At 55.4% G+C, this 15,356-nt stretch carries 15 protein-coding genes; 10 read left to right on the top strand and 5 right to left on the bottom strand.

Going from position 1 to position 15,356, the window contains the following annotated elements:
* Nucleotides 1-204 precede the first annotated feature (204 nt).
* The 4 genes from dksA (at nt 205) to BQ8290_RS08085 (ending at nt 3,308) form a co-directional block, all read left to right on the top strand.
* Nucleotides 205-663, top strand: coding sequence for an RNA polymerase-binding protein DksA (dksA, locus tag BQ8290_RS08100; RefSeq protein ID WP_108789160.1), 459 nt, complete (start codon nt 205-207; stop codon nt 661-663).
* 221 nt (nt 664-884) lie between these two features.
* On the top strand, nt 885-1,262 hold the full coding sequence (locus tag BQ8290_RS08095; protein WP_108789158.1) for a PilZ domain-containing protein: 378 nt from the start codon (nt 885-887) through the stop codon (nt 1,260-1,262).
* A gap of 57 nt (nt 1,263-1,319) precedes the next feature.
* Nucleotides 1,320-2,822: an ABC transporter substrate-binding protein gene (locus BQ8290_RS08090; RefSeq protein ID WP_337661223.1), complete on the top strand. Its 1,503-nt coding sequence runs from the start codon at nt 1,320-1,322 to the stop codon at nt 2,820-2,822.
* 96 nt (nt 2,823-2,918) lie between these two features.
* Entirely contained in the window at nt 2,919-3,308 is a 390-nt protein-coding gene (locus BQ8290_RS08085) for a DUF4112 domain-containing protein (protein ID WP_108792135.1), read from the top strand.
* A 1-nt stretch (nt 3,309) separates the two neighbouring features.
* Here the strand turns inward: BQ8290_RS08085 and BQ8290_RS08080 are convergent, their stop codons facing one another.
* Nucleotides 3,310-3,918 (bottom strand): HNH endonuclease, encoded by a 609-nt coding sequence (locus BQ8290_RS08080; protein ID WP_108789156.1) that lies wholly within the window; start codon nt 3,916-3,918, stop codon nt 3,310-3,312.
* A gap of 109 nt (nt 3,919-4,027) precedes the next feature.
* On the opposite strand from BQ8290_RS08080, the gene gluQRS reads away from it, so the two are divergent.
* From gluQRS to BQ8290_RS08060, 4 genes are all read left to right on the top strand, one after another.
* Nucleotides 4,028-4,876, top strand: coding sequence for a tRNA glutamyl-Q(34) synthetase GluQRS (gene gluQRS / locus BQ8290_RS08075; RefSeq protein WP_108789154.1), 849 nt, complete (start codon nt 4,028-4,030; stop codon nt 4,874-4,876).
* A 19-nt stretch (nt 4,877-4,895) separates the two neighbouring features.
* A complete protein-coding gene (locus BQ8290_RS08070) occupies nt 4,896-5,129 on the top strand; it encodes an HIG1 domain-containing protein (RefSeq protein WP_108789152.1) in 234 nt (77 codons plus the stop codon).
* A gap of 30 nt (nt 5,130-5,159) precedes the next feature.
* A complete protein-coding gene (locus BQ8290_RS08065; RefSeq protein ID WP_108789150.1) occupies nt 5,160-5,753 on the top strand; it encodes a cob(I)yrinic acid a,c-diamide adenosyltransferase in 594 nt (197 codons plus the stop codon).
* Nucleotides 5,754-5,823: 70 nt separating this feature from the next.
* A complete protein-coding gene (locus tag BQ8290_RS08060) occupies nt 5,824-6,693 on the top strand; it encodes a 3-hydroxyacyl-CoA dehydrogenase NAD-binding domain-containing protein (protein WP_108789148.1) in 870 nt (289 codons plus the stop codon).
* A 26-nt stretch (nt 6,694-6,719) separates the two neighbouring features.
* Here BQ8290_RS08060 and BQ8290_RS08055 read toward each other — a convergent pair whose 3' ends face one another.
* Together BQ8290_RS08055 and mutS are read right to left on the bottom strand one after the other, a co-directional pair.
* Nucleotides 6,720-7,211 carry a hypothetical protein gene (locus tag BQ8290_RS08055; protein ID WP_337661222.1) on the bottom strand — a complete coding sequence of 164 codons (492 nt, stop codon included), beginning with the start codon at nt 7,209-7,211 and terminating at the stop codon, nt 6,720-6,722.
* A gap of 72 nt (nt 7,212-7,283) precedes the next feature.
* Nucleotides 7,284-9,893, bottom strand: a complete 2,610-nt coding sequence (gene mutS / locus BQ8290_RS08050) for a DNA mismatch repair protein MutS (RefSeq protein WP_108789144.1) — start codon at nt 9,891-9,893, stop codon at nt 7,284-7,286.
* A gap of 188 nt (nt 9,894-10,081) precedes the next feature.
* Between mutS and BQ8290_RS08045 the strand changes: the two genes are divergently transcribed.
* On the top strand, nt 10,082-12,343 hold the full coding sequence (locus tag BQ8290_RS08045; protein WP_108789142.1) for a phosphate acyltransferase: 2,262 nt from the start codon (nt 10,082-10,084) through the stop codon (nt 12,341-12,343).
* Nucleotides 12,344-12,462: 119 nt separating this feature from the next.
* Here BQ8290_RS08045 and BQ8290_RS08040 read toward each other — a convergent pair whose 3' ends face one another.
* On the bottom strand, nt 12,463-13,164 hold the full coding sequence (locus tag BQ8290_RS08040) for a tRNA (guanine(46)-N(7))-methyltransferase TrmB (RefSeq protein ID WP_108789140.1): 702 nt from the start codon (nt 13,162-13,164) through the stop codon (nt 12,463-12,465).
* Between the two features lie 3 nt (nt 13,165-13,167).
* Between BQ8290_RS08040 and BQ8290_RS08035 the strand changes: the two genes are divergently transcribed.
* Nucleotides 13,168-14,538 carry a mechanosensitive ion channel family protein gene (locus tag BQ8290_RS08035; protein WP_443112312.1) on the top strand — a complete coding sequence of 457 codons (1,371 nt, stop codon included), beginning with the start codon at nt 13,168-13,170 and terminating at the stop codon, nt 14,536-14,538.
* A gap of 84 nt (nt 14,539-14,622) precedes the next feature.
* On the opposite strand, the gene ctrA is transcribed toward BQ8290_RS08035, so the two are convergent.
* Complete coding sequence (ctrA, locus tag BQ8290_RS08030; RefSeq protein WP_108789138.1) at nt 14,623-15,318, bottom strand: response regulator transcription factor CtrA; 696 nt, start codon at nt 15,316-15,318, stop codon at nt 14,623-14,625.
* Nucleotides 15,319-15,356 lie beyond the last annotated feature (38 nt).

The raw sequence follows: 15,356 nt of genomic DNA, 5'->3' as shown, positions 1-15,356 counted from the left end.
CGCATTTGCGGCAGATTGACCCGCCGAATGTCCCGCAAATGCACGATTGTGGAGAAGGGTGCATCAAAGCGGCTTGTGCCGAAAGGACCGGTTGCCTATAGGGCCGCTCAGTAGCGACTTGCTGGGGGGCGAGTGGTGCTGTGAGAACAATCACACGCCAAGGCGGGACGGTCTTGCGAGAGGTTTTTGGGATTAGAGGACCACATGTCAGCGGCCGCGACTGAAGATATCGATCTTTTTGAAAAAGCGAAAAGCCTTGTAGGCCCGGATTATACTCCGAGCGACGACGAGGAATATATGAACGATAAGCAGCAAGCGTATTTTCAGCTCCTGCTTATCGAATGGAAACGGTCGATCCATACGGCGGCTGATCAAACGCTTCAATCTTTGGCCGATGGCCCAATGCGCGAAGCGGATTTGAACGATCGCGCATCCAGCGAAACCGATTGGGGCATCGAACTGCGCACGCGTGATCGTCAACGCAAATTGGTTTCCAAAATAGACTCGGCCCTGCGCCGGATTGAGCAAGGCGAGTACGGGTTTTGTGAAGTCACCGGCGATCCAATCGGTTTGCGCCGGCTTATCGCCCGCCCGGTCGCGACCATGACAGTCGAAGCGCAAGAAGCGCATGAGCGCCGTGAGAAAGTCTCACGCGACAACTGATTGTCGCTTTTGCGAGCTGCTGGCCTTTAGCAACGAGCGCCGGCCAAAGTCGTCTCAGATTGGGACGCATCGTAACAACACGGATGCCGACGGCATAGAATTAACGGGCCGTTTACCGAGCGAGGATACACCGTGATACGTGCAAAGGCGCTCGGCAACAGCCTTGGGCCGGAACTGTTAAATGGGGCGGTTGCCCTATCGTGTCAGGAGTAATTGGAACAATGACGGGTCTTGAGACAAGGAGCGTATCACGCGACAGTCTGTTTCTCCTCGCCAATGTCCGAGTTGAACAGGAAACCGAACAGCATCGTGTTCGTGTCCGTAATCTTTCCGATGGCGGAATGATGGGCGAAGGCACGATGCGTGTGAAGCGCGGCAATCGCGTTGAGGTTGAGTTGCGCAACATCGGCAAGATCGATGGCAGCGTTGCATGGGTTCAAGACCAACGTTTTGGCATTGCGTTTGACGAAGAGGTCGATTCGCAAAGGGCGCGCGCTCCTCAGGCCGAAGTGAACACCGCGGCTATTGTGAATTCGGGTCCATCTTACGCACACCGGGCCCCCCCTCAACCTGATGCTAGCAGTCTGCGCAAAGTTTAACGCAGAGCGTTTTTCCAAAGTTTTGACTAACAGAAACACGTCCAGGCGCTGACCTGCGTGACGCTACCTGCTAGACGTGGTGGCGTGTTCCGAATCTGTCTCACCATTATACTGACGATCATTGTATCGTCCTGCGGCCCCGGCACCGATCGCGGCGCTGTTGCCGTTGCAATAATTGGCGATGGCGATGGCGACGATCTGTTTCAAAGCGGCGTCCGCCTATCAACTGCTGCGCAGCATCTTCGCGGATCGACCAATGAAGGTTTGGTCGGATTGGATCCGGCTGGCCAAGTCGTTCCAGCGATTGCCGAACGTTGGATCGTCACCGACGACGGTCTCAGCTATATTTTCCGGCTGCGCAACTCCAATTGGCCCGACGGAGAAGCGATTACCGCTGCAGAGGCCCGTATCCTGCTCGAAGACACAATCCGGCGGCTGGATGGCACCTCATTGGGCCTCGATCTTGCCAAAATAACCGAAATTCGGGCGATGACTGGTCGGGTTGTTGAGCTGCGATTGTCAGGGCCAATGCCCGATTTCCTGCGCCTTTTGGCACAACCTGAATTGGGCTTTGTCAATCAAGGCAATGGGGCCGGCCCGATGGTGATGTCAGGCGACGAGGAATCAGTGCAGGCGCGTCTTCGTGCTCTACCCCCTCAAGAACGCGGACTGCCCGCCAGAGAAGACTGGGCAGAAGTTTCACGCGGCGTGACCGTTCAAGCATTGCCGGGACGCGCGGCTGTGGATGCGTTCGCAAATGGCGAAGTTGATGTGTTGATGGGGGGCACAATCGCAACATTCCCGATGGCGCAGCTTGGCCCGTTGTCGCGCGGAACCGTGCAGGTCGATCCGACACTTGGTGTTTTTGGACTGATGGTCCGACGAGAATCCGGTGTGTTGTCTGACGCCGCGCTTAGAGAAGCGCTTTCTATGGCCATTGATCGTAGTGAATTGATTCAACCTTTTGGCCTTGGTGGTTGGCAAGCATCGCAATGGTTGGTTCCACAAGAGCTATTTTCGCCCGCGCAATACCCTCAGGGCCGTTGGGGTGGACAAAGCATCGAGGATCGCCGGAACATCGCGACGAGGCGGATAGCGCAATGGGCCGCCCAATCCGACGAAGAGCCTACAGTGCGCGTCGGCCTGCCCGATGGTCCCGGCAGCGATCTGTTGTTCGAGGAATTGTCCAATGCATGGCAAGCCATTGGCGTGACGTCGGTTCGCGCAGGATTGGGAGAAGGGGCCGATCTGGAATTGCATGACCGGCTGGCTCGATATTCTTCGCCTCGCTGGTTCTTGAATCAATTCAATTGCTCGCTTGAAATGGGCCTGTGTTCGGCCGAAGCCGATGCGCTAATCCAAGAATCGTTGACCCTTAAAGACCCCGAAGCCAAGCTATCGCTGTTGGTGGATGCCCATGCATTGTTGACGCAAGAAGAGGTCTTCATTCCGCTTGGCGCGCCTGTGCGTTGGTCGTTGGTTCGCGGCGGTGTGAACGGCTACCAAGCCAACCAATGGGGCCTTCACCCCTTGTTCCCGCTGTCTCAACCCACCACTTAGGAGGGGAAGGAGAGTGACATGAACGGCCCGAACGGTCCGCAATTCGATGGTTTTACAACCGGTTCTGGACAAAAGGCCGGTGATGGGCCTCAGGTTATGGGCCTAGCCTTACCGACGGGGACAGACCCGGTTTCGATCCGCGCGCGGGTGGAAGCAATGGAGTTGTTGCTGGAGCGTAGTTTCCGCATCCCCGGTGTGAATGTGCCCATTGGTCTTGATGCTTTGATCGGCTTGATCCCTGTATTGGGCGACATTGTGACGACCGCGATGGGTGCTTATTTGGTCTGGGAAGCCCGCAATTTGGGATTGTCGAAATGGCACCTCACGCGGATGGGCGCTAATGTCGCTTTTGATACGGCGATTGGGTTGCTGCCCTTGGTTGGGGATGCGGCGGATTTCATGTTCAGATCAAACACGCGCAATTTGCGGATTATCAAAAAGCATCTCGACAAGCATCACCCAGAAACGCGAGTGATCGAAGGCTGATTTAAGCCTCCAGCTCAACGTCCCAATAGAGCCAATCTCTCCAAGTTTCATGCAGGTAATTGGGCGGGAATTTCTTGCCATATTGCTGCAATTGCCAACTGGTCGGTCGGATTGCTTTCATCGACACGGGCATATGGGCTTGTTTTGGGGTTCGCCCACCCTTTTTCATATTGCAGGGCGAGCAAGCTGTGACGATGTTCTCCCACGTCGTCTTTCCCCCCAAACGCCGCGGGATGACGTGATCAAATGTTAGGCTCTCTTCATTGCCGCAATATTGGCATTGGAATCGATCGCGCAGGAACACGTTGAACCGTGTGAAGGCCGGAAATTCGCTCTGCTTCACATATTGTCTGAGCGCGATCACGCTTGGGATCTTCATATCCAATGACGGCGAATGCACTTCGCGATCATAGCTTTCGACGATGTCGACGCGATCCAAAAACACCGCTTTGATCGCTGTCTGCCAAGGCCAAAGACTCAAAGGATAATACGAAAGCGGCGTGTAATCCGCGTTCAACACAAGAGCCGGGCACGCCGACAGGTTCGATCCCGCATCTTCTGCAAGGCTTCGGAATCGGGCCGCATTTTCGATCAGTTCGCTTTTGAACACGTCCGGCGCTCTCCCCTGATTGACACGAACATGACGCGACCAGCGTAAGAGTCAAAGCCACAAAAGGCCCCATATCCACAGCGGACTTGCTATGGCATGGATGCACTGCATGAAGCCTCTATCATCCAACGCTGCACAAATTGTGACACGGTTTGCGCCCAGCCCGAACGGGCCGATGCATTTGGGCCATGCGTATTCCGCCGTGGTTGCCCACGATCTGGCCAAAGACGCCGGCGGCTCATTTATCGTGAGGATAGAGGACATAGATGGCGCACGCTCGCGCCCGGACTTGATCGACGAATACCTTCGGAACCTGGAATGGTTGGGCCTCGAATGGGACGAGGTGCCTCTCCAATCGACCCGATTGGATTCCTATGACGATGCGGCACAGGCATTGCTGGCTCGCGGGCTGCTTTATCCGTGCACATGCACCCGCAAAGACATTGAGAAGGCGGGTGCGCGACACGGTCCAGACGGTCTGATCTATCCAGGAACCTGCAAGAAAAAGCCTTTTGACCCGAGCAAACCGGCCGCCTTTCGATTGGATGTTGATAAGGCGATGCGCGAAGTAGGCGAAGTTGAGTGGGTCGATGATATCGCCGGCACCTTGGTGGCGGATCCCCAAATGTATGGCGACGTCGTCCTTGTCCGCAAAGATGCCCCGGCAAGTTACCATTTGGCCGCCACTTTGGATGATGCTGCAGACGGTGTGACACTGGTCACCCGCGGCAAAGACCTTTTCTCCGCCACGCACATTCACAGGCTCTTGCAAGCCTTGCTCAAATTGCCTGTGCCGCGTTGGCATCATCATGGCCTGTTGCTTGATGATGACGGAAAAAAACTTGCAAAGCGGAGGGGCTCCCCCGCCTTAGCTGAGCGGCGGGAGGCAGGTGAGGACGGTTTGATGCTTGCAGAGCAATTGCGGTTGCATAAATTGAAGGGTGGCATTTTCGGATGAAAGCTCCCATTTCTACGTCATGACCTACATATGGATTCCCCTGCTCATCGTTCTCTGCATCCTTGTCCTTGCGGCGTTTATTCGGGGCGTTATCGCGTTCCTTAAGACGACCAAGATCGATCTTGAGACGGGGGAAGGGGAAACCGTCACAGAAATGCAGATGTTGCAAAACAAAGCCATGTTTGCGCGGATCAAATACCAAGCAGCCGCAATCGCCGTAGTGGCTGTTGTCGCGCTCCTGGCGAGCACGTAATCGTCAAGCACCGTCGCCTAAGGTTGGCCCATGGTTAAACTGAACAAGATCTACACGCGCACCGGCGATGACGGTACGACCGGGTTGGTCGACGGATCGCGCACGGCCAAGCATTCCGCGCGCATTGCCGCAATCGGTGCTGTTGATGAAGCGAACAGCGCGATTGGTCTGGCCATTTGTGCCATAGGCGATGGGCAGAGCGCGCAAAGCGCATCGCACCGTTCAATTTTGACCCGTGTTCAAAACGATATGTTTGATCTGGGTGCGGATTTAGCAACGCCGGCTGAGAATGGTGATTTCGCCCCGTCTGAAATGGTTTTGAGGATCGTTGACGGCCAAGCCACTTGGCTTGAGCAACGAATAGATGCGTTGAATGAAACGCTGGAACCTCTGACCAGTTTTGTCCTTCCCGGCGGGAGCGAAGCGGCGGCGCGAACTCATGTCGCCCGCGCAAGCACGCGTGCAGCGGAACGATTGATGACGCAATTGGCGCAGGAGGACGCGATCAATCCTGCCGCGATGGCGTATGTGAATCGTCTATCCGACTTGTTGTTCGTCATGGCCCGTGTGTTGAATGATGACGGGGCATCGGATGTTAAATGGGTGCCCGGCGCCAATCGGTAGCTATTCGCTAGTCATCGGCCTTCTTCCCCGCTAGTGACCGCGCTTTGCTGCACTTGCGAAGGGAAATGTCATGCGGAAAATCGCTGTAATCGGAGCCGGTCAAATGGGCACCGGGATCGCTCAAACGGTCGCCGCTCAAGGAATGCAAGTGCTGCTCGCAGATATTGATCTTGCCACGGCAGAGGCTGGCAAAAGCAAGATTGAGAAAGCCGCCGGCAAATTGGTCGGTCGAGGCAAGATTGAGGTCGATGCCGCAGAGGCTCTTCTTTCGAAAGTTGTGCCAATCGGCGACTATGCGCCGATGGCCGATGCGGAATTGATCATCGAGGCGGCGACCGAAAAAGAACCGATCAAACAGTCCATTTTTGAAAACGCAGGCAAAGTGCTGGGCAAAGATGCGATCATGGCGTCCAACACCAGTTCAATCCCGATCACACGCATGGCAAACCATTCCCCGGATCCGGAACGCTTTATCGGCCTTCACTTTTTCAATCCTGTGCCGGTGATGGGGCTGATTGAGGTTATTCCTGGTCTGGCAACATCAAAAGAGACAACCGATCGCGTCACCGCCTTTGCCGAAGGGTTGGGCAAAGAAGTCGTGCTGAGCCAAGATGAACCGGGTTTTGTTGTGAACCGCATCCTATTGCCGATGATCAACGAAGCGGTCTTTGTTTTGGGTCAATCGACCGCAGGCATCGAAGATATCGACAAAGGATGTCGTTTGGGCCTGAACCATCCGATGGGCCCATTACAGCTCGCGGATTTTGTTGGCTTGGATACATGTCTCGACATTATCAATGTGTTGTATCGCACCACGCGGGATACGAAGTATCGCCCGGCGCCGTTGCTGGTCAAATATGTCGAAGCGGGTTGGTTGGGCCGTAAGACCGACCGCGGCTTTTATGATTATTCCGGCGATGTTCCGGTGCCAACGCGCTGAATTGAATCGCGCATCGGCAGGCAAGCTCAATCGACTTGAACCAATTCACCGCTTCCGCTTCCGCCGCCGCCAGGGGGACGTAATTCCGGTGCGCCAGGCGCAGCGCCCGACCGGATCACGGGACCAGGCGCAGAACGTGTTGGTCCGCGTCGCGCCGAACCGGAACTGCGGGAGGCATCGCGTGATTGCGGGGCAAAGTCACCAAAGGTCGGCTCACCAGGTTCAGATTGGCTGTCGGCACTCTGAGGGCCGTTAAACCCGTTCGCTGTATCCACGGCCGATGTGTTCCAATCGTCGGTAAATTCTTCATCGGCCCACGCCGTGGTCGCTGGCGCTTGGTTCGCAGTGGCAGGAGCTGTGGGCGCCGCAGGTGCTTCAACGACTTTTGCTGCCTCAACGTCTTGTCCGGACGTGGGCAGGAAGTGGCTGGCGCCAAATGAGGCGGCCACGCCGATCGCGATCGTAACTCCGGCGAAGCCGAGCGCTGTTTTCGGGTTTGCGAACATGTTGTTTGACATGGGCAATGTGATAGCAAAAAGAGTGTTAAAGATTGGTGCAAGCGCGGCCAGCAAATGCGCCGAATACCCGGCTCAATCCACGCTGCGTTTCAGCTCATACAACAGGTCTAAGGCATCGCGCGGGCTGAGCGCATCGATGTCCGTTTCCAAAAGCTTCGCGGCCAACGCTTCTTCTTTGGATTGTTCTGGGGCGGTTGGCGCAGCGGCGGCGAACAACGGCAATTCCCCCAATCCGGCCGCCAAACCACCCGTTTCATTGCGCGCATCCTCCAATTTTTGGAGCACTTGGCGCGCGCGATTGACCACTGTGTTGGGGACCCCGGCCAGTTTTGCGACCGCCAAGCCATAGGATCGGTCCGCTGGGCCATCCGCCAGTTCATGCAGCAACACGAGATCACCTTTCCATTCTCGTGCCCGAACATGATGCAGGGACAGGTGAGTGCAGGTTTCGGCCAAACGGGCCAATTCATGGTAATGCGTCGCGAACAGGCACCGACAGCCAATTTGTGAATGCACCGCCTCTACAACGGCCCAAGCCAGTGCCAATCCATCATAAGTGGATGTGCCCCTGCCGACTTCGTCGAGGATCACAAAACTGCGATCGGTTGCTTGGGCCAGAATGGCGGCCGTTTCGACCATTTCAACCATGAAAGTCGATCGACCACGGGCAAGGTTGTCCGAGGCACCGACGCGGCTGAATAACCTATCCACCAATCCGATATGGGCCGATTTTGCGGGAACAAAACATCCGGCCTGCGCCATCAATACAATCAACGCGTTCTGACGCAAAAAGGTCGATTTGCCGCCCATGTTTGGGCCTCCAATCAACCAAAGTCGATCATCGAAGCGGAGGCTGCAATCGTTCGCCACGAACCGTTGAGAGGTCGCGGCCAGAGCGGTTTCAACGACCGGGTGACGACCGGCAACAATCGACAATCCAGGGGCTTCATCTACGTCCGGGCGGCACCAATCCCCTTCGGATGCGCGTTCGGCATTGCCTGCGGAAACATCAATTCGAGCCAGCGCCGCCGCGCTTTTCGCGATCGTTTGGCGACTGGCGACCGATCGATCGACCAATTCTTCAAAATGAGATTCTTCGGCCGCCAATGCACGACCGCCAGCCTCTGCGATGCGCGACGCCTCTTCGTGCAGCGATATCGAATTGAAGCGCACAGCGCCCTTCATCGTTTGGCGATGCGTGAACCCGCTATCGGCCTCCATCAATGCATCGCCATGCCGGCTGGGCACTTCGATGAAATACCCCAACACGCCGTTGTGCTTTATTTTTAGCGACGCAATGCCAGTTTCTTCGCGATAGCGGGCTTCCATTGCGGCGATCGCTCGACGGGCATCGCCCGAAATTTCGCGCAATTCATCCAAGCTTGCGTCGTAACCTTGCGTGATGAAGCCGCCATTGGATCGCTCGGTCGGTGGGGTCGCAACCAAGGCACGCGACAACAGGTCGACCAATTCACCGTGCCCCCGCAATTGCGGCAAGAGATCATCCAGCAAAGCCGGGCGATCACTCTCTGTCGAAAGCCAATCGTATAACCGCCATGCCTCGTTCAACCCATCGCGCAATTGACCAAGATCGCGCGGGCTGCCTCTGCCTGCGACCAATCGGCCTAATGCACGGCCAATATCTGGCAGCGACCGCAAAGCATCGCGCAGATTGGCCCGCTCGATCGGTCGATCGCGCCAAAATTTAACCAGTGCCAAACGATCTTCGATCCCGCCTTTGCTCAGCATCGGAGAGGACAAATCTTGCGCCAGAAGCCGCGACCCTGCGCCGGTTGAACAGCGATCAAGGGCGGCAATGAGGCTGCCCGTTCGACCACCTTGCGCGCTTTCAAGTATCTCAAGGCTTCCGCGAGTCGCTTCGTCCATCGCCATGCCCGACGCTTTGGCGCGAATCACAGGGGGCAAAAGCAAAGGAAGGGAGCCGCGCCCAACATGATCGAGATAGGCGATCAATCCTCCCGCCGCGCCCAGCATAGCGCGCGAGAAATCGCCAAACCCGTCAAGCGTGGAAACGCCATGCAGCGATTTGAGCCGATCCTCGCCAACATCGCTAGAAAACGGGCTGTTGGTATGGCGTGTCGCGTCTTGCAACCATTCCGCGCCGGCCTCAGACCAATTGTCCGAAACTACCACCTCGGTCGCGCTCAATCTCGAAAGTTCAGCATTCAACATGTCGGGGTGGCATTCTTCCAACACCATGACACCAGTCGAAATGTCGCAGCTTGCGATACCAATCGTGCCGCGAACGTCGGACAATGCGACAAGAACGTTGGCCCGGCGCGGTTCCAATAGAGCTTCTTCGGTTAAGGTGCCGGCGGTTACGAAACGCACAATGTCGCGAGCAACCAGAACCTTGGACGACGGTTTGCCTTCTCTTTTGGCTCGTGCTTTTGCTTCATCAGGTGTCTCAACCTGTTCCGCAATCGCGACCCGTTGGCCCGCTTTGATTAGGCGGGCGAGATATCCCTCTGCGGCGTGTACCGGTACACCGCACATCGCAACTGGTTTGCCGTCATGTTCTCCGCGCGATGTCAGAGCGATATCCAAAATGTTCGACGCAACCTTTGCATCGTCAAAGAACAATTCGAAGAAGTCGCCCATCCGATAAAATAGCAAGGAATCGCCCGCCTCACGCTTAAGCGCGAGGTATTGCTCCATCATGGGAGTGGGTTTTTTGGCCGTAGGAGAGGCGGATTTATTTGCCATGCTGTTGGCCTAGCTACCTCGTGGACGATTCGGGAAGGGATGGTGCAAATCTTTTCAACGCACTTTGGCCCCTATCATCTCAAACCCGAGCGGGCTAAACCCTCATTTCAAGGTGCAATTGGTGGGAATTTAGGGGAATCAAAATGTCGGACGAAAACAAAGGCGGCTTTACCAGCCGCGAAGCGCTCTTTTATCATGAATCGGGTCGACCCGGTAAGATTGAGATTGTCGCTACAAAGGCCATGACGTCGCAACGCGATCTCAGCCTTGCATATTCGCCCGGTGTTGCGGTTCCCGTTGAAGCGATTGCAAACGACCCGGCGCTCGCCGCCCGTTACACCGCCAAGGGGAACCTTGTCGCTGTTATCTCAAACGGTACGGCGATCTTGGGCTTGGGCAATTTGGGCGCGCTTGCGTCAAAACCAGTGATGGAAGGCAAGGCCGTTTTGTTCAAACGGTTTGCCGATGTCGATTCGATCGACATTGAGCTTGCGACAGAGGACCCTGAAGCATTCATCGAAGCCGTAGCTTTGATGGAGCCAAGCTTTGGCGGGATCAATCTCGAGGACATTAAGGCGCCAGAATGCTTCATTATCGAAGCCGCTCTGCGCGAACGCATGAACATTCCGATCATGCACGATGACCAACATGGCACCGCGATCATCACGGCCGCGGGCTTGCTCAACGCCTGCCATTTGACCAACCGCAATATCGCGGATGTTAAAGTGGTCGTGAACGGTGCAGGTGCCGCTGCGATCGCTTGTACTTCTTTGATCAAGGCGATGGGTGTGCAGCATGAGAATGTGATCATGTGCGACCGCCGTGGGCCGATCACACCGGGCCGCGAAAACGTGGATCAATGGAAGAGCGCACACGCTGTTGCGACCGACGCGACCACATTGGAAGAAGCGTTGAAAGGCGCTGATATTTTCCTTGGTCTTTCGGCGGCTGGCGCTTTGAAACCGGAATGGGTCGCCGACATGGCGGACAAGCCGATCATCTTTGCGATGGCCAATCCAACGCCAGAGATCATGCCCAACGAAGCCAAAGCTGTGCGACCTGATGCGATCATTGCGACCGGTCGCAGCGATTTCCCCAACCAGGTGAACAATGTTCTCGGCTTCCCATTCATTTTCCGCGGCGCATTGGATGTTCAGGCGACTTCGATCAATGAAGAGATGAAAGTGGCCGCAGCGACTGCGATTGCCGAACTGGCCCGCGAACGCGTTCCCGAAGAGGTCGCAGCAGCCTATGGCAAGAATCAGAAATTTGGCACGGATTACATTATCCCTGCGCCCTTTGATCCACGCTTGATCGAAGTCGTGTCTTCTGCAGTCGCAAAGGCAGCCATGGATTCTGGTGTGGCTAAATCCAACATCGACGACTTTGAAGCTTATCGGGTTGGATTGCGCGCACGCCTAAACCCGACCACGTCGGTTCTGACGGGTGTCTACAACGAAGCCAAGAACAACCCCAAACGGATGGTCTTTGCTGAGGCGGAAGAGGAAGTTGTGCTGCGCGCGGCGATCCAATTCCGTGATTTCGGCTACGGTGAGCCAATTTTGGTCGGTCGAACGAAAGCGGTTATGGACAAGCTGCATCAGCTGTCTGTTTCTGACCCGGGCAGTTTCAACATCCAAAACTCCGCCGATAGCGAGCACGTGCCCGCTATGGTGAAGTATTTGTATGAGCGATTGCAGCGGCGCGGTTACACCGAACGTGACGTGCGTCGGATGGTCAATCAGGAGCGCAACGTATTCGCTGCGCTGTTGGTAGCTCTGGGGCATGGTGATGCGATGATTTCGGGCCTCACCCGGACATATGCGCAGACGGTTCGTGAAGTGAACTTGGTGCTCGATAAGAAGCCTGATGCATTGCCATTCGGCATCCATATGATGATTGGCAAGAACCACACGACGTTCCTTGCGGACACCACCATCAATGAACGGCCCGATTCCGAAGAATTGGCCTATATCGCCAAAGAAACCGCCGCAGTTGCGCGTCGGATGGGGCATGAGCCGCGCGTTGCGTTCCTGTCCTATTCAACCTTTGGCAATCCATCGGGCCAATGGCTCAGCAATATTCGCGACGCGGTGTCGATCCTGGATCGGGATGGATGCGATTTCGAATATGAAGGTGAAATGGCACCGGACGCGGCGCTTAACCCTAAGGTGATGGAACTCTATCCATTCAGCCGCCTGTCCGCGCCGGCCAATGTGTTGATCATGCCGGGCCTACAATCGGCCAACCTTTCGGCAAAATTGCTCCGAGAATTGGGTGCGAACACCACCGTTGGACCGATGTTGATCGGTATGGAAAAACCGGTTCAGATCGTCCCGATGACGGCGGCCGCACCAGATGTGTTGACGTTGGCGGTTCTAACCAGCGCCGGAATTGTCGGGTAACAACCCTATAGACCGCAAGGTCTGGCTGTGAAATTTGGCGGCGCCGGTTCGAAAGAATTCCGGCGCCGCCTTTTTGTCGTTCGCATTGGTCGGATCGCTTAGTCTTGGCGGGGCAACGATCACTTCTTTCGGAAGCGGAAATACCAGACTTCGTGTTTGAAAGTGTTGCGCGCCTTGTGTTCGTACCGGGTTTCGCACCATCCCGACGGTCGGTTCTGCCAGTCGCTGGGGCCATTGGCGACCCACTCAAACTGGTCCGAGAACCGCTGCATCACCATCAAGGCGTGCCGCACATAAACCGCGTGGTCAGTGCCAAATCGGAATTCCCCTCCCGGCTTTAGCTTGTCGGCGATCAATTGAACGGGCCCGTCGTTCATCATCCGGCGTTTTGCATGGCGCGCTTTAGGCCAAGGGTCGGGATGAAGGAGATAAGCCATCGTCAACGCCTCATCAGGGATGCGCTGCAACACTTCGATCGCATCGCCATGATGCAATCGGACATTGGCCAAACGTTGTTCCTCAACATGGGCAAGCGCCTGTGCCACCCCGTTTAGAAAGGGTTCCGCGCCGATAAGGCCATGATTGGGCAAAAGATCGGCGCGATAGGCAAGGTGTTCGCCGCCGCCAAATCCAATCTCAAAATGCAGAGGGCAATCCTCACCAAACAACGCCTCTGCGGTAACAGGGCCATCATCCGGGACGGCAATCTTGGGAAGCAATTCATCCACGAGAGATTGCTGGCGCGCCCGCAAGGGCTTGCCAACGCTTCGACCATACAACCTGCTAAGAGTGGTGGGATCACCTTCTTTATACGCGCTCATGGAATGCCCGCTAGTCAAGCGGACCCGCGCTTGTCCAGCCAAACCGTCAATTTGCGGCAGAAACCGACTTTGATCAGAGCGCAGGGGTTGAGGGTGTGGGCCAATTCGATCTATCGCAGAGTGATGATAAATGATCTTTCGGTTTTCTTTGCGTCTCAACCCGATTGGGCGCAAACGCTGCTGGGTATATTGGGCCTTTTGGCCGTTGCCCTTTTGGTCAATTATGTCCTGAAATACATAATCTTACGTGCAGCGGCGCCGTATCTTGATGCCAAATCTCAAACGATCAACAAATCAGCTGCGTGGTTGGCGACGGTTCTTCCACTTCTGATCGTTTCCAACGGTATTTCTGCTGTACCGCATTTGTCATGCGATGCAGTTGCGGCCGAAGCGCATTGGCGATGTGATCTCTTGACGGTCATTTCGAATGTAACGCAGGCTCTTATCGTTTTGTCGATCGGCATGGCGATTGTACGGGCGCTGACATACGCCAACGAAGTGTATGAGAGGATGCCGACATCGCGCAATCGGCCGATCAAAGGGTATCTTCAAGTGCTCAAGATCGTCGTCCTGTGCGGGGCGGCAATCATCCTCATCTCGGTCCTGATTGATGAGTCGCCTCTCTTGCTGTTGTCGGGGTTGGGCGCGGTCACGGCGGTTTTATTGTTGGTGTTCAAGGACACGATCTTAAGCTTGGTCGCGAGCGTTCAACTCACCACAAATGATATGCTTAGGGTGGGCGATTGGATTGAAATGCCCAGCATGAGCGCGGATGGTGATGTGATCGATATCTCTCTGCACACTGTAAAGGTGCAGAATTTCGACAAGACAATCACAACGATCCCAACCCATCGCCTAGTCTCGGATGCCTTTCGCAATTGGCGCGGCATGAGTGAAAGCGGCGGTCGGAGGATTAAACGGTCGATCATTTTGGATCAGAACACGGTGCGTTTCTTGAACGATGACGAAGTTGTCGAATTGAAGAAATTCAAAATGTTAAAAGGGTATCTCGCGGCGAAACGAGAAGAGATCGCGGATTGGAACGCGCGTGAACTTTCTGGTGAAGATGCCCCTGTGAATGCGCGGCGTTTAACGAATGTTGGCACACTGCGCGCGTATATGATCGCCTACCTTCAATGGCATCCACGTATCGGCGACGGTTTCACATTGCTGGTGCGCCAATTGCCGTCTGGACCCCAAGGTCTTCCAATCGAGATTTATTGTTTCACCGACACTACGGACTGGAACGCATATGAAGGGATCCAGGCCGATATTTTCGATCACTTTTTGGCGATCGTATCGGAATTTGACCTGCGCTTGTTCCAAGAACCAGCAGGCCTTGATCTGATGAGCGGTCTAAAACGCGAGCGATAGGTTGGCTTCGCGGGTCACAGACAAAAGAAAAGCGCCCGAGGCATAGGCCGCGGGCGCTTTTCTTTAGTGAAAGTGTCGCGCCGATTATGCGGCTTCGACTTCCTCTTGTGGATCGCGCAACACATAGCCGCGACCCCAAACGGTTTCGATGTAGTTTTCACCGCCGCATGCGTGGCTGAGCTTTTTGCGCAGCTTGCAAATGAACACGTCGATGATCTTCAATTCCGGCTCATCCATGCCACCATAAAGATGGTTGAGGAACATTTCCTTGGTCAATGTGGTGCCTTTGCGCAGTGAAAGCAGCTCAAGCATCGCGTATTCTTTACCGGTTAAGTGAACGCGAGCGCTGTCGACTTCGACAGTTTTCGCATCAAGGTTCACCGCAAGCTTACCGGTACGGATGATCGATTGGCTATGGCCTTTCGAACGGCGTACAACGGCATGAATGCGCGCGACCAGCTCTTCACGATGGAATGGCTTTGTCACGTAATCATCGGCGCCAAAGCCGAATGAACGGATTTTGCTATCCATTTCGGCAATACCCGAAAGGATAAGCACCGGCGTTTGCACCTTGGCAACGCGCAATTTCTTCAGAACGTCATAGCCGTGCATATCCGGCAAGTTCAGGTCGAGCAGGATGATATCGTAATCATACAGCTTACCCAGATCGAGGCCTTCTTCGCCAAGATCGGTTCCGTATACATTAAAACCTTCGGTGGTGAGCATGAGTTCAATGGCTTTCGCCGTTGTTGGCTCGTCCTCAATCAGCAGCACTCGCATTTCTGGTCCCCTAGTTGCCCCGTGTGGCGGACATCATG

Source organism: Erythrobacter sp. Alg231-14 (assembly GCF_900149685.1).
Taxonomy (GTDB): domain Bacteria; phylum Pseudomonadota; class Alphaproteobacteria; order Sphingomonadales; family Sphingomonadaceae; genus Erythrobacter.
The sequence above is the reverse complement of the archived record's forward strand: the minus strand, read 5'-3'. Positions and strand labels throughout refer to the sequence as shown.

Coding starts and splice junctions, on each gene's coding strand:
- dksA (WP_108789160.1), top strand. CDS start 205: ATGTCAGCGGCCGCGACTGAAGATATCGATCTTTTTGAAAAAGCGAAA.
- BQ8290_RS08095 (WP_108789158.1), top strand. CDS start 885: ATGACGGGTCTTGAGACAAGGAGCGTATCACGCGACAGTCTGTTTCTC.
- BQ8290_RS08085 (WP_108792135.1), top strand. CDS start 2,919: ATGGGCCTAGCCTTACCGACGGGGACAGACCCGGTTTCGATCCGCGCG.
- gluQRS (WP_108789154.1), top strand. CDS start 4,028: ATGAAGCCTCTATCATCCAACGCTGCACAAATTGTGACACGGTTTGCG.
- BQ8290_RS08070 (WP_108789152.1), top strand. CDS start 4,896: ATGACCTACATATGGATTCCCCTGCTCATCGTTCTCTGCATCCTTGTC.
- BQ8290_RS08065 (WP_108789150.1), top strand. CDS start 5,160: ATGGTTAAACTGAACAAGATCTACACGCGCACCGGCGATGACGGTACG.
- BQ8290_RS08060 (WP_108789148.1), top strand. CDS start 5,824: ATGCGGAAAATCGCTGTAATCGGAGCCGGTCAAATGGGCACCGGGATC.
- BQ8290_RS08055 (WP_337661222.1), bottom strand. CDS start 7,211: ATGTCAAACAACATGTTCGCAAACCCGAAAACAGCGCTCGGCTTCGCC.
- mutS (WP_108789144.1), bottom strand. CDS start 9,893: ATGATGGAGCAATACCTCGCGCTTAAGCGTGAGGCGGGCGATTCCTTG.
- BQ8290_RS08045 (WP_108789142.1), top strand. CDS start 10,082: ATGTCGGACGAAAACAAAGGCGGCTTTACCAGCCGCGAAGCGCTCTTT.
- BQ8290_RS08040 (WP_108789140.1), bottom strand. CDS start 13,164: ATGAGCGCGTATAAAGAAGGTGATCCCACCACTCTTAGCAGGTTGTAT.
- BQ8290_RS08035 (WP_443112312.1), top strand. CDS start 13,168: ATGCCCGCTAGTCAAGCGGACCCGCGCTTGTCCAGCCAAACCGTCAAT.
- ctrA (WP_108789138.1), bottom strand. CDS start 15,318: ATGCGAGTGCTGCTGATTGAGGACGAGCCAACAACGGCGAAAGCCATT.